Consider the following 12828-nt stretch of genomic DNA (forward strand, 5'->3'; position numbering starts at 1 on the left):
TGACCCCAGAACCACCAGCGGGATAAAAAAAGAGCCCGGATCACGGGGATCACAGGCTCTTCAAACCGGCACGGGGCCGGAGGACAGTGTTGTGGCACATGTCCGGTCCGAGGACCGGATGGCGGCGATCCTACGCTGCCCTTCAAGTTAAGGCAACACTTCACGTAATGCCATGTATGTATTTGATTTTATTGAATCAATCGTGCTGCCAGACGGATTCAATGAAATCTACGGCGTGTTTTTCGGCGATTCGGGCATAAATCCCCGGATAGCCGGCCAGCGCGCAGCCCTCGCCCCAGCTGACGATGCCGAACTGGGTCCAGCCCTCACGCAGGCGCAGCAGCAGCGGCCCGCCGGAGTCCCCCTGGCAGCTGTCGATGCCCTCGCGGCCGGCGCAGATCACCTTGCCGCGCGACAGTTCCCCGCCGTAGGCCTGCTGGCATTCATCGAATGCCACGAACGGCACCTGCACGGTCTGCAGCTGGGTCGGGTAGACCCGGCCATCGCCGATGTCGGTGTCGCCCCAGCCGATCACGGTGAATTCGCGGCCCGGCTTGAGATAACTGGCGTCGGGCCGCAGCCGCAGCGCCACCGGCTGTGCACCGTCCAGGGGGGCGTTGAGCTGGATCAGGGCCACGTCGTGCTCCAGCGAGTTGCCGCTGTTGAATGCCGGATGGACGTGGATCGCCTTGACGTTGGAGGCGCGGGGCGAGGCTTCGGTGGACAGGGCCGCGGCGTTGCCGACGACGGCGATGCCGCCCGGCGCTTCCCCCTGCATGCAGTGCGCGGCGGTCAGCACCCACGAAGGCGAGATGAGGGTGCCCCCGCAGAAGTGGCGGTCATGATCCGAATCGCCGTCGAAGATGCCCTGGATGCTGACCATGAACGGGTACTCGCCAGCCGGCGCTGCTTCACCGCCGATGATGCGCGGTGCTTCGCGCACCTGTGGCGCAGCGAAGGCGGGTACGGCGGACGCGGCCAACAACAGGCCGATGAACAAAGAGGTGCTGCGATACATATCCCTGTACTCCTCTATCAATGGTTGGAACCGGCGCGGCCGCGGTCCGTGCCGGTGCATCGATTGGGAAGCAGGAATGAAGCCTGCAGCGCGAACGCGCGCACAGTTTCGGTGCAATGCGCTGCCTGCGACAGTCGCAGGCCAACAATTGCGAACGCCATCCCGCATGGATCGGAATGGCGTTCGTGGTGCCGGCGTGACCGGCGTCAGCGGTGGGCTCAGCGTGCAGCCAGAGCCGACGCGATTTCCTGCTGGATTGCCCGCGCAGCGGCCTGCGGATCAGCCGCCAGGCGGATCGGGCGTCCGACCACGATGGCGTCGGCGCCATCGGCGAAGGCCTGGGCCACGCCAACGGTGCGCTTCTGGTCATCGCCGACCGGACCACCGGGACGGATGCCCGGACAGACGATCGAGAACCCGCTACCGGTCGCGGCACGGATCGGTGCAGCCTCCTGGCCCGAGGCGATCACGCCATCGACGCCCGCTGCCTGGGCGGCCAACGCGCGTTCGACCACCACGTCCACCGGCTCGCGGTCGACGCCCATCTGCGCCAGATCGGCGCGCCCCATCGAGGTCAGCACGGTCACCGCCAGCAGGCGCATGTCGCTGCTGTTGGCGGCCGCGCAGGCCTCCATCATCGCCGGGTGCCAGCCATGGATGGTGGCGTAGCTGACCGGCCACTGCGACAGGCCCTTGATCACCGCTGCGGCGGTCGCCGGGATGTCGAAGAACTTCAGGTCGACGAACACGCGCTTGTCGCGGCGGGCCAGCTCGTCCAGCACCTGGAAGTACTCGCCGGAGGCGAGCAGTTCCATGCCGATCTTGTAGAACGCCACGCTGTCACCAAGGCGATCGACCCAGTCCAGTGCCTGCACGCGATCAGGCACGTCCAGCGCGAAGATCAGGCGCTCATCGGCGCGCAACGGCAGCGGTGCGCGGCTCACGGGGCGTAGTCCAGGGCGGCGCGCTTGGCGTCGTGGCGGGCCTGGCGCGACTGGCTGTAGTCGTTGTTGAACTGCGCCGGCTCGAAGCCGCCGTAGGTCGGGTTCGGCAGCATCCACCAGCGCTCGCCGAACCAGTCGTGGTACTGCTGCAGCAGCGCGTCACGGCCGTCGTTGGTGTTGGCGGTCACTTCAACGAAGTCACCCAGCTGGTCGCCGAACTGCATCAGCACGCGGTACTTCTGCCCTGCCAGGCGGCGGCGGCAGTTCTTCTCGCTGCCGGCCTGCTCGCAGCCCGGCACCACTGTGCCCAGGCCAAGGAACACGCTGTCGTCGGCCACCGGCAGGCCCTGTTCGCGCAGGTTGGCCAGGGTCGCGTCCTTCAGGTGCACGGCGCGGTTGGAGATGTAGAGCAGGGTCACGCCCTTGGCATTGGCGGCCTTGGCGAAGTCGACCACGCCCGGGATCGCCTTGGCCTTCTTTTCGGCTACCCACTGGTCCCAGGTCAGTTCGTCGTATTCCTTGCCGTCGCGCACCAGGCGCGCCTGGTAGGGCGAGTTGTCCAGCACGGTCTCGTCCACGTCCAGCACCACGGCCGGCTTCAGGCCCTTGGCGTCGTTGCCGCGCTCTTCCGGCACCAGCGCATCCCAGTGGGCTTCCTTCAACGCCGCATCCAGGTGGTCGGCGGCGGCGCGGTAGGTCTGCTCGGTGATCGCCCTGTACTCCTGCGCGCGCTGCATCCACAGCACGGCGTTGAGGTTGTCGTTGGCCGTGGCATCGAGCGCGCCGTCGGCCTTGGCGGCGGCAGCGGGCGCCTGCGGGGCCGCGGCTTCGGCGGCGGGCGCCTCCACGCGCTTGCAGGCGGACAGGCCCAGCGCCGCAGTGGCGAGCAGGGTCAGGGACAGGGAAACGGGACGACGCATGGATTCACCGGCAATCAGATATACCGGCGCATTTTACCGGCAAAGCCGGCCCCGGGACGGCTATGCTTGGCGGTTGACCCGTTGCCCTTCCGGAGGCCGCCATGACCGATTCCGCCCAGACCCCTGACGTCCCCCTGCTCGACGCCGTGCAGGCCCGCCTGCTGGGCTGCCTGGTGGAGAAGGAGGCGACCACCCCGGACACCTACCCGCTGACGGTCAACGCGGCCCAATCGGCGGCCAACCAGAAGACCGCGCGCGAGCCGGTGATGAACGTGGACGCTGGCAGCGTGCAGCACGCGCTGCGCCAGCTGGAGGCGTTGGGCCTGGCCCGCCAGCACTTCTCCTCGCGCGCCGATCGCTACGAACACCGCCTGCAGGCCGCGCTGGACCTGACCCGGCAGCAGACCGTGCTGCTGGCGCTGCTGCTGCTGCGTGGGCCGCAGACGCTGGGCGAGCTGGTCACGCGCAGCGAGCGCCTGCACCGCTTCGCCGACACCGACGAAGCCCGCCATGCCATCGAGCGCCTGCAGCAGCGTGCCCTGCTGGTGGTGCTGCCGCGTGCCAGTGGCCAGCGCGAAGACCGCTACATGCACCTGCTGTGCGGCGAGGTGGATGGCGCGGCGCTGGCGGCGAAGTACGCCAGCAGCAGCGGCAGCAGCGATGCGGCCGACCCGGGCCTGGCCGAGCGCGTGGCCCAGCTGGAAGCGGCCGTGGCCGAGCTGCAGGCACAGCTGGCCGAACTGCGCGGTTGAGGCAATCTACTGGGGTCGGATCCCGCAAGGCGGGCTCTGACCCCAGTGCTATCCCGGGTTGCCGGCCAGCGGCCGGCACTACCGGATGTCCTGCCGATGCAGTGCAGACCAACGGTCGGCACCCACCATAATCAAACCTCGGCCGCGCCCGGCGTGGCATACAGCCGGCTCGGGCTGTCCACGCCCGGCAGCTGGATCACCCCGCGTTCCTGCATGCCCAGGCCCAGCAGGATCTTTCCGGACACCACATTGTCCAGGTCGGTGATGCCATACAGATCGTGCAGGCCCAGCGCTCCGCGTGCATGCGCGAACACTGCCCGCGCCGCCTCGCCGGCATAGCCCTGCCCGGCAAATTCCGAAAGCACCGCATAGCCGATATCCGGCCCCGGCAGGCCGTCACGCCGCACCAGCCCGGCGTTGCCCAGCCAGGCACCATCGGACAAGCGCTCGATGGCATACATGCCGAACCCGTTCAACGCATAGCTGTGCAGCACCCGCAGCGCGATGTACTCCCGCGCCTGCGCCTCACTGCGCACATCACGGTCGCCGATGAAGCGCAGGAAACCCGGATCGTTCAACAGCGCCAGCATCGGCTCCGCATCGCGATCAGGTTCGATCGCACGCAGGCGCAGGCGTTCACTCTCGATCGGTTGCACAGGTGGACCTCCAGCCGAAACCCCGATTCTGCCTCAACCCCGGCTGCTGCTTTTGATTTTCTTTTTCTTTTCCGTGGCTGGCGCGCACGGAAACTGTCAGAGGCCGGGTGGGTGGGCTGGGCGGGACCGTCTGCGGCATGGATGCCGCGGCCGAGCCCCCATGGATGGGTTTACGGCGTGTCCCGACCGGCCCACCCGCCCGGCCCCCACGAGTGCATTGCGAACGGCGCCAACCACGAGGGGCTGCGCCGTTCGCCGATCAGTCGAACAACGCCTCGATCGCCGCCAACCCGGCACTCGCCCGCTCCTTCTTCCGCGCCGCATCGGCCACCGGGTCCGCACCATCGCGCTGGATCTCCTCGGCCGGGATCTCATCAAAGAACCGGCTCGGCTTCAGCCGCACGTGCTCGCCAAACTTGCGCGTGAGCTTGCTGTAACTCATCCACAGCTGGATCTTGGCGCGGGTGATGCCCACGTACAGCAGGCGACGTTCTTCCTGCAGGTTGCCCTCGTCCAGGCTGACCTGGTGCGGCAGCACGCCGTCCTCGCAGCCGACGATGAACACGTACGGGAACTCCAGGCCCTTGGAGGCATGCATGGTCATCATGCGCACCTGGTTGCCGCCCTCGTCCTTGTCGCTGCGCGACAGCAGTGCCAGCTGTCCGGCCAGGTCAGCCGCAGTGGCACCGCGCGGGCCGCCCTCGAACCACTGCGCCAGTTCCTCGATGTTGTTGGCACGGCGCTGGTAACTGGCTTCTTCCTTGGCCTGCTGGCGAAGTTCGCTGAGCAGGCCGGACTCCTTGGCCACCTTGCGGATCATGTCGCCGGAACTGACCTGGCGCATCTGCGCACGCAGGTCGCGCAGGATGTCGGTGAAACGCGCCAGGCTGTTGGCCGCACGCGGCGGCAACTGCTGCAGGGCGCCGATCGCCTCGGCGGCCTGCGCCATCGGCATGTCTTTCTCCTGCGCCAGTTCGGCCAGCCTGGCCAGCGTGCCGGCACCGACATCGCGCTTGGGTGACTGCACCGCACGCATGAACGCGGTGTCGTCGTCCGGGTTCACCAGCAGGCGCAGCCAGGCCAGCGTGTCCTTCACTTCCTGGCGCTCCAGGAACATCGTGCCGCCGGTCAGGTGATAGGGAATGCGCAGCAGCTGCAGCGCTTTTTCCAGCGGGCGCGACTGGAAGTTGCCGCGGAACAGGATGCAGAAGTCGCTCCACGGCACGTTGCGCGACTGCGCCACGAAGGCAATCTCCGCAGCGACCTTCTCTGCTTCGTGTTCGCTGTTGCGGCATTCCCACACGCGGATGCGCTCGCCGTCAGCCTGGTCGCTCCACAGCTTCTTCAGGTGCTCGTGCGGGTTGTTGGCGATCAGCGCATTGGCCGCACGCAGCACGCGGTTGGAGCAGCGGTAGTTCTGCTCCAGCTTGATGATTTCCAGCGCGGGGTAATCACGCCCCATCTGCTGCAGGTTTTCCGGGTTGGCGCCGCGCCAGGCGTAGATCGACTGGTCATCGTCGCCGACGCAGGTGAAGTTGCCCTTCTCGCCGGCCAGCTGCTTGAGCAGCCGGTACTGCGCGTCGTTGGTGTCCTGGCATTCGTCCACCAGCAGGTAGCCGATGCGCTCGCGCCAGGCCAGCGCGATCTCCGGGTTCTCTTCCAGGATCTGCACCGGCAGGCGGATCAGGTCGTCGAAGTCGACCGCATTGAACGCGGTCAGCCGCAGCTGGTAGCGCTCGTAGACGCTGGCCGCTTCCTTCTCGCGGTTGCTGCGCGCGGCGGCCATCGCCTGTTCGGGCGACAGGCCAGCGTTCTTCGCGCGCGACACCAGGTTCTTCATGTCCTCGATGTCATCGGGCTTGGCGCCGTACATCAGGTCCTTGATCTGCGCGGCGGCATCATCGGCATCGAAGATCGAGAAACCGCGCTTCAGGCCCACGGCGGCATGTTCGATCTGCAGGAACTTCAGGCCCAGCGCATGGAAGGTACAGATGGTCACCTCGTCGGCGTCCTGCTCGCGCAGGCGCTTGGCCACGCGCTCGCGCATTTCCTTGGCCGACTTGTTGGTGAAGGTGATCGCAGCGATGCGGCGGGCCGGGTAGCGGCCACAGCCGATCAGGTGGGCAATCTTCTCCACGATCACGCGCGTCTTGCCGCTGCCGGCGCCGGCGAGCACCAGCAACGGGCCTTCGACGTGCAGGACCGCGGCAGCTTGGGGAGGATTCAGACCGTGCATGGGGACAGGATTGTAGCGGGGTGCCGGCAGCCCCACCTGACTTGCATGGCGCCCGCCCGTAAGGTATTGAATCGGCACCGGAACACAGGAGCGTGGTCCATGTCCCCGACTGTCATCGCCCGTCCGCTTGCGGCCGCCCTGCTCGGCCTGCTGGCCCAGCCTGCGGCCGGGTCCGGCCCGCCGCCGCGCACGGATGCCTATGAAGCGATCGTGCTGCAGTCGCACGAGTTCCTCATCTACCATCCGGACCTGCGCTTCCGTGGGCTCGGCATGCAGGCCCGCGAACGGGGCCGCCACGAAGAAGCCCGCATCGACTTCCGCAATGCCGCGCGCTACGGCGACAAGCTGTCACAGGCAGCGCTGGCCGACATGCTCTGGAACGGGCAAGGCGGCCCGGCTGACCGCGCCCTGGGCTACGCGTGGATGGACCTGGCGGCCGAGCGCGGCACCGAGTGGCTGGTGGTGCAGCGCGAACGCTTCTGGGAGGCGCTGTCCGCCGACGAACGCGAGCGCGCGGTGCGCGAGGGCCGCGCGCTGTACGCCGAGTTCGGTGACCCCGCCGCCACACCGCGGCTGGAACGCGAACTGCGCGCCGGCAGCATGCAGCAGACCGGCAGCCGCGCCGGCTGGAGCGGCGCCATGCGCAGCCAGGGCCGCGGCGATGCCGGGCCGCGCGTGCTGCAACCGGAGAAGCACCAGCTGGCCCGTTACTGGGATCCGGTGGCCTACCGGCAATGGCAGGACGAGGCGTTGGCGAAGTCGGGGCGATGACGTTGGTTTTTTTCCATGGCCATGGCCAGGAGGGCCATCATGAAGGCGAAACACGCTCCACTCTGCCTGTTGCTGCTTCTGTCGACGGCCACTGCCGTCGCCGCAAAGGAATGCCCGGTTGAGGCCCCGCGACGGATTCCGCCCACCGTCCTGACCGGAGGGTTTTTCGATTCGCACCCGGACCTCTTCTGGCGAAGCATGGCCCAACGGGCCGAACAGGATAAACAGCCCGCCAGGGCCCTGGTCTACTACAAACGCTCGGCACGCTACGCCGACAAGTTCTCCCAGGCAATGGTGGCAAGGCTGTACCAGGAGGGTATCGGCACTGCGCCGGACCCGGTGATGGCCTACATCTGGATGGACCTGGCCGCCGAGCGCATGTACCACGACTTCCTGGTCCTGCGGGAACACTACTGGGCACGCCTTGATCCGCTGCAGCAGGCACAGGCGATCGAGCGCGGCCAACAGGTATACGCCGACTATGGCGACCGCGTAGCCAAGCCCCGCATGGAACGGGCGCTCAGCGACGGGCGCCGGCAGATCACCGGCAGCCGCGTCGGCTACGTGAGCTCGGCCCTGGTCGTCGTGCAGCGCCGCGGCGACGAGCAGGGCATCGCAACGCCAGGCAACATCGTCTACGACAACGACTACTGGAAGGCCGCCGACTACTGGTGCCTGCAGGACAACTACTGGCGGCCAGCGCTTGCGCCCAGCATCGAGATCGGTGCGCCGCAGCAGATCCGCGACGGCGGGCCGGGGGGCGACTAGAATTGGCCGATGGCCAAGCTCTACTTCTACTACTCGGCGATGAACGCCGGCAAGACCACTACCCTGCTGCAGAGCGCACACAACTACCGCGAGCGCGGCATGCGGGTGGCGATCCTGACCCCACGCCTGGACGACCGCGCCGGCGCCGGTGTGGTCGCCTCGCGGATCGGCCTGCGCGCCGATGGCATGGCCTTCGACCGTGACACCGACCTGCAGCGCTGGGTGGAGCAGGATCTGGCGGCCAACGGCCCGATGGGCTGCGTGCTGGTGGACGAGGCGCAGTTCCTGACCCGGGCCCAGGTCTGGCAGCTCAGCGAGGTAGTCGACCAGCTGCGCATTCCGGTGCTGTGCTACGGCCTGCGTACCGACTTCCGCGGGGAGCTGTTCGAAGGCAGCCAGTACCTGCTGGCCTGGGCCGACGAGATGCAGGAGATCAAGACCATCTGCCACAGCGGCAAGAAGGCGACCATGACCGTGCGCGTGGACGAGCATGGCCACGCCGTGCAGGATGGCCCGCAGGTGGAGATCGGTGGCAACGAGCGCTACGTGTCGGTCAGCCGTGCGGAGTTCAAGAAGATCACCCGCGGCGAAGGGCGGATCGATCCGGCGCAGGCACCCCTGCCGCTGTAAGGGGTGTTCTTTTGCAGGGTTTGCAGCCCTGCACCTGCAGAGACAACAGCAACGGCAACAGCGGGCATTCCGTGGGATGGCGGGGCGGTGTCGGAGTGCGGGGGCGCTGCAAGTACGTCCCTGTAAGCTTGGCAGCCGCATCCATGCGGCTGACACCCCGCACTCCGACACCGCCCCACCTCTGACAGTTGGCCGCGGCTGTTGGTAGGTGTCGACCTTGGTCGACACATCTGTCAGATATCGAATGAAATTCCGGGGTCAGATCCGTTTTCCTTCGTAAAACGGATCTGACCCCATGAGCAATTCCGACAGATCGCGGAGGTCTGTCGAAGGCGGGGTGGGTCCGGTGGCGGGAGTGTCCGCGGCAAGGATGCCGCGGCCAAGCCCCCATGGACGGGTTTACGGCGTCTCCCGCCACCGGACCCACCCCGCCTACCCTCAGGAAACCAGCTTCTGCTTCGGCTGTTGCTGTTGCTCTGGCCTCTGCAGGTGCAGGGCTGCAAGCCCTGCAAACCCAACCCCCTCTTAGTACAGCGTGCGCTCCGGCGCACCCGCCGGCGGCGGGGTGTACTGGTACAGCCAGGTTTCCGTAAGCGTCTTGCCGCCACTGCGCAGGAACAGGCGGATGTCGATCTGCTCGGTACTGCCTTCCGGCGGCACCAGGTCGAACATCGCGCGATAGCCGTTGATCTCGCGCAGCGGGCGCGCCGACACGATCTCGACCCGGCCACGGCTGGCTTCCACCACCGCCTCGACCTCACCCTTGTCGATCAGGCTGGCCAGCTCGCCCCCTTCGAAGTCCACCGCGAAGCGCCAGCTGAAGTACTCGCGCTTCTTGCCGACCACACCGCCCAGGCCGGTGCGGCTGGCCACGCAGTGCGCCAGCGGCGGGCGCGCCGGCGGTTCGGCGCCCCAGTACAGGCGGTAGCCGACCAGCAGCTCCTGGCCCGGCTGCGGCTTATCCTTCGGGTTCCAGAACGCCACGATGTTGTCGAACGTCTCGTCCACGGTGGGAATCTCCACCAGCTGCACCGAGCCCTCGCCCCATTCGCCCTTCGGCTCCACCCACAGGCACGGGCGCTTCTCGTAGAACACGCCGTCGTCCTGGTAATGGTCGAAGTTGCGGTCGCGCTGCAGCAGGCCGAAGCCGCGCGGGTTGCGGTCCACGAACATGTTGAAGCGCAGGTTGCGCGGGTTCAGCAGCGGCCGCCAGATCCATTCGCCAGCGCCGGTCCACAGCGACAGGCCATCGGTATCGTGGATCTCCGGGCGCCAGTCCCATGCCATGCGGCGGTCGTTCTCGCCCACCTGGTACATGCTGGTGCACGGTGCGATGCCGAGCCGCTCGATCGGCTTGCGCGGGTACAGCGCGCTGTCGATGTCCATCAGCAGCACGTCGCCATTGGTGATCGCGAAGCGATAGGCGCCAGCCACGCTGGGTGAATCCAGCAGGCCGTAGACCACGATCGTGTCCGAATCAGCCGATGGCTGTTCCAGGTAGTAGGCGATGAAATCCGGGAATTCCTCCGGCTTGCCCATCCCGGTGTCGATCGCCAGGCCGCGCGCGGACTGGCCGTACTGGCCTTCCTTGCCGACCGCGCGGAAGTAGCTGGCGCCGAGGAAGGCGGCGAAGTCGCGGTCAGTGTCCTTGCGGGTGTTCAGGCGGAAGCCGGCGAAGCCGAGGTCGGCCGGCAGCTCGCCATCCTTGATGCCGCTCTTGCCGTAGTTGAACGCCGCGCCGTCATAGGCCAGCTCCTGCGCCTTGCCGTCGACCACGTCGAACATGCGCACCGGCGAATGGAAGTACAGGCCCAGGTGGAAGAACTTGGCCTGGAACTTGCCGGGCTGGTCGGCCCACAGCGCATGGTCCTGGCGGTAGCCGATCGACTGGTACTGGTCCCAGTCCAGTCCTTCCAGACGGCCCGGCAGCACCCGCTTGTGGCTCTTGTAGGGCGCCTGCGCCAGCGCGCGCGCCTGGCCCTTCAGGGTAGCGAAGTCGAACGGTTGCGGCTGGCCGAGGCGGCGCAGGCCCATCTGGCCGCTCCTGCTGGCCGCGCACGCGGGCAGGGACGGCAGGCCGAATGCAGCCAGGGCGAGGGAGGCATTGCGGATGAAGTCGCGTCGTTGCATGCAGGCGCGTCAGGCACAGGGAGGAAGGTCGGCCATCATAGGCAGACAAACGTTAACGGGCAGCGGAGACGCGCCCTGCCCGTTCAGCTGCCGCTGGCTGCCGGCTCAGCGCTGGCAGTGGCTGCACCAGACGCTGGCGCGCTGGCCGATGGTGGCGTGCTTCAGCGCGCGGCCACAGTTCGGGCAGGGCAGCCCGTCACGGCCGTACACCAGCAGTTCCTGTTCGAAGTAGCCCGGCGCGCCATCGGGGCTGATGAAATCGCGCAGGGTGGTGCCGCCACGGGTGATGGCATAGCCCAGGATCTCCTTCACCGCGTCGGCCAGCCGCTGGTAGCGTTCGCGCGAGATCTTCCCAGCCTCGCGCAGCGGACTGATGCCGGCCTTGAACAGGCTCTCGGCGGCGTAGATGTTGCCCACGCCCACCACCACCGCCTGGTCCATCAGGAAGGTCTTCACCGGCGCACTACGGCCACGGCTGCGCGCAAACAGGTAGTCGCCGTCGAATCCCTCGTCCAGTGGCTCCGGGCCCAGCCCCTGCAGCAGCGGGTGGATCTCACCGGCGGGCTGCCAGAGCAGGCTGCCGAATCGGCGCGGGTCGTTGAAGCGCAGCAGGCGGCCGTTGTCCAGACTGATATCCACATGGTCGTGGGCGCGCAGCGGTGTGTCACCGGGCAGCACGCGCAGGCTGCCGGACATGCCCAGGTGCAGCACCGCGCTGCCGATGGCGGTATCCAGCAGCAGGTACTTGGCGCGGCGGCGGATGTCCTCGATGCGCTGCCCCGGCAGCAGCTCGGCCACTTCCGGTGGAATCGGCCAGCGCAGGTCGGCGCGGCGCAGGATCACGCCATGCACGCGGCGGCCCTGCAGGTGCGGCGCCAGGCCGCGGCGGGTGGTTTCGACTTCGGGCAGTTCAGGCATGCAGGGATTCTATCCCCGCTCTGCGGCCGGCGCCTGGCCGTCGATGCCGGGGAATGATGCCCGGCATCGACCGGTGTCAGGCGCCCTGGCCGGCGCGCACAGGCTCCGCCGGAACCGGTGCCGCAGCGGCGGGACGGTCCGGGAACAGCGACGGCAGCGTTTCCACGAACCGGGCCAGGCACTGGTCGCTGTAGCGCTCGGCCGTCTGCTTGACCAACGCATAGTCGTCGGCCTGCCAGGCTTCCAGGGGTGCGGCCACCGGTGCGTCGACCTGGCACTGCACGCCTTCGCCACCGACCAGGCGCAACAGCTTGCGGGTATACGGGAAGCCGACGTGCTGGGTCTGGCGCAGCTCGTACTGGGTATCGGCATCGCCCAGTTCCTTGTAGATCAGGGTGAAGCCATCGGCGGTGATCTGCACCGGCCGTACCTCTGCCGGCACAGCGCCCGGATGCGCGGTGAAGTACTCGGCCAGGCGCATGCGCACCTGGTCCTGCAGGTAACCGAAGGCCGGGTTCGGAACGGTCTCCACCCGGGTTCCCTTCAGCTGGTCCTTCTTGAACGAGCTGCCGCCGAGCGTGCCGGAAAACAATGACACGGCAACCTGCGCGGCCACCAGCTTGCCGGTGGTGGAACGCTGCACCAGGCGCAGCGTCTTGTCGCCGACTGGCTGGCCATCCGCGCCCATCTGCAGCTTTACGCTCACCGGCACCCGGCTTTCCCAGGCAGGCAGCTCCGCCACGGCGGCGGCAACGCCGGCATCAGCGGCGGGAACGTCTGCAGCCGTCGCCGTGTCGGACGGGGCGGTCGGGGGTGGCTCATTGGCCAGCACAGGCGAGGCGATGACGAGGCTGCCGAGCAGCGCGGCTGCCAGCAGGGGTGGGTTCGATTTCATGGGGGATCCTTGGGTCGTGTCGGGCCAGTGCAGGCGATTCCGTTCGGCATCGATCATCGCAATGGCACCGCACTCCCTTCCATGTCCTTCCCCCTACCGCGATCCATCGCGGTCGACATGCCAGATCGCCTTACCCGTGCGGATCGACCGGTACCCGGGATCGCGTCGAACCCACCATCGGCAGCACGCC

The 12828-nt window shown here is 67.7% G+C and carries 12 protein-coding genes; 4 read left to right on the forward strand and 8 right to left on the reverse strand.

The window, feature by feature from the left end; genetic code table 11:
• Window positions 1-196: 196 nt before the first annotated feature.
• The 3 genes from VG556_RS14445 to VG556_RS14455 all read right to left on the reverse strand — a co-directional run bounded on the left by VG556_RS14445 (window position 197) and on the right by VG556_RS14455 (window position 2882).
• Window positions 197-1018, reverse strand: a complete 822-nt coding sequence (locus VG556_RS14445) for a S1 family peptidase (RefSeq protein ID WP_032962376.1) — start codon at window positions 1016-1018, stop codon at window positions 197-199.
• 218 nt (window positions 1019-1236) lie between these two features.
• Window positions 1237-1962: an orotidine-5'-phosphate decarboxylase gene (gene pyrF / locus VG556_RS14450; protein WP_049442530.1), complete on the reverse strand. Its 726-nt coding sequence runs from the start codon at window positions 1960-1962 to the stop codon at window positions 1237-1239.
• A complete protein-coding gene (locus VG556_RS14455) occupies window positions 1959-2882 on the reverse strand; it encodes a 5'-nucleotidase, lipoprotein e(P4) family (RefSeq protein ID WP_032962372.1) in 924 nt (307 codons plus the stop codon). The genes pyrF and VG556_RS14455 overlap by 4 nt, the downstream gene beginning before the upstream one ends.
• Before the next feature lie 101 nt (window positions 2883-2983).
• On the opposite strand from VG556_RS14455, the gene VG556_RS14460 reads away from it, so the two are divergent.
• Complete coding sequence (locus VG556_RS14460) at window positions 2984-3634, forward strand: YceH family protein (protein WP_014645449.1); 651 nt, start codon at window positions 2984-2986, stop codon at window positions 3632-3634.
• A gap of 131 nt (window positions 3635-3765) precedes the next feature.
• Here the strand turns inward: VG556_RS14460 and VG556_RS14465 are convergent, their stop codons facing one another.
• Both VG556_RS14465 and VG556_RS14470 read right to left on the reverse strand, forming a co-directional pair.
• Window positions 3766-4290 (reverse strand): GNAT family N-acetyltransferase, encoded by a 525-nt coding sequence (locus VG556_RS14465; RefSeq protein ID WP_100450851.1) that lies wholly within the window; start codon window positions 4288-4290, stop codon window positions 3766-3768.
• Between the two features lie 259 nt (window positions 4291-4549).
• A complete protein-coding gene (locus VG556_RS14470) occupies window positions 4550-6526 on the reverse strand; it encodes a UvrD-helicase domain-containing protein (RefSeq protein ID WP_049404935.1) in 1977 nt (658 codons plus the stop codon).
• Window positions 6527-6625: 99 nt separating this feature from the next.
• Between VG556_RS14470 and VG556_RS14475 the strand changes: the two genes are divergently transcribed.
• From VG556_RS14475 to VG556_RS14485, 3 genes are all read left to right on the forward strand, one after another.
• Entirely contained in the window at window positions 6626-7297 is a 672-nt protein-coding gene (locus tag VG556_RS14475) for an SEL1-like repeat protein (RefSeq protein WP_100450850.1), read from the forward strand.
• A 198-nt stretch (window positions 7298-7495) separates the two neighbouring features.
• Window positions 7496-8065: a hypothetical protein gene (locus VG556_RS14480; protein ID WP_014645442.1), complete on the forward strand. Its 570-nt coding sequence runs from the start codon at window positions 7496-7498 to the stop codon at window positions 8063-8065.
• 9 nt (window positions 8066-8074) lie between these two features.
• On the forward strand, window positions 8075-8695 hold the full coding sequence (locus VG556_RS14485) for a thymidine kinase (RefSeq protein WP_005421101.1): 621 nt from the start codon (window positions 8075-8077) through the stop codon (window positions 8693-8695).
• 525 nt (window positions 8696-9220) lie between these two features.
• On the opposite strand, the gene VG556_RS14490 is transcribed toward VG556_RS14485, so the two are convergent.
• The 3 genes from VG556_RS14490 to VG556_RS14500 form a co-directional block, all read right to left on the reverse strand.
• Window positions 9221-10825 (reverse strand): glucan biosynthesis protein, encoded by a 1605-nt coding sequence (locus VG556_RS14490; RefSeq protein ID WP_046427647.1) that lies wholly within the window; start codon window positions 10823-10825, stop codon window positions 9221-9223.
• Window positions 10826-10930: 105 nt separating this feature from the next.
• Complete coding sequence (gene mutM, locus VG556_RS14495) at window positions 10931-11743, reverse strand: bifunctional DNA-formamidopyrimidine glycosylase/DNA-(apurinic or apyrimidinic site) lyase (protein ID WP_014645439.1); 813 nt, start codon at window positions 11741-11743, stop codon at window positions 10931-10933.
• A 76-nt stretch (window positions 11744-11819) separates the two neighbouring features.
• Window positions 11820-12638 carry a hypothetical protein gene (locus tag VG556_RS14500; protein ID WP_100450929.1) on the reverse strand — a complete coding sequence of 273 codons (819 nt, stop codon included), beginning with the start codon at window positions 12636-12638 and terminating at the stop codon, window positions 11820-11822.
• Window positions 12639-12828 lie beyond the last annotated feature (190 nt).

The organism is Stenotrophomonas sp. CASM106, from assembly GCF_049384825.1.
Lineage (GTDB): Bacteria > Pseudomonadota > Gammaproteobacteria > Xanthomonadales > Xanthomonadaceae > Stenotrophomonas > Stenotrophomonas muris.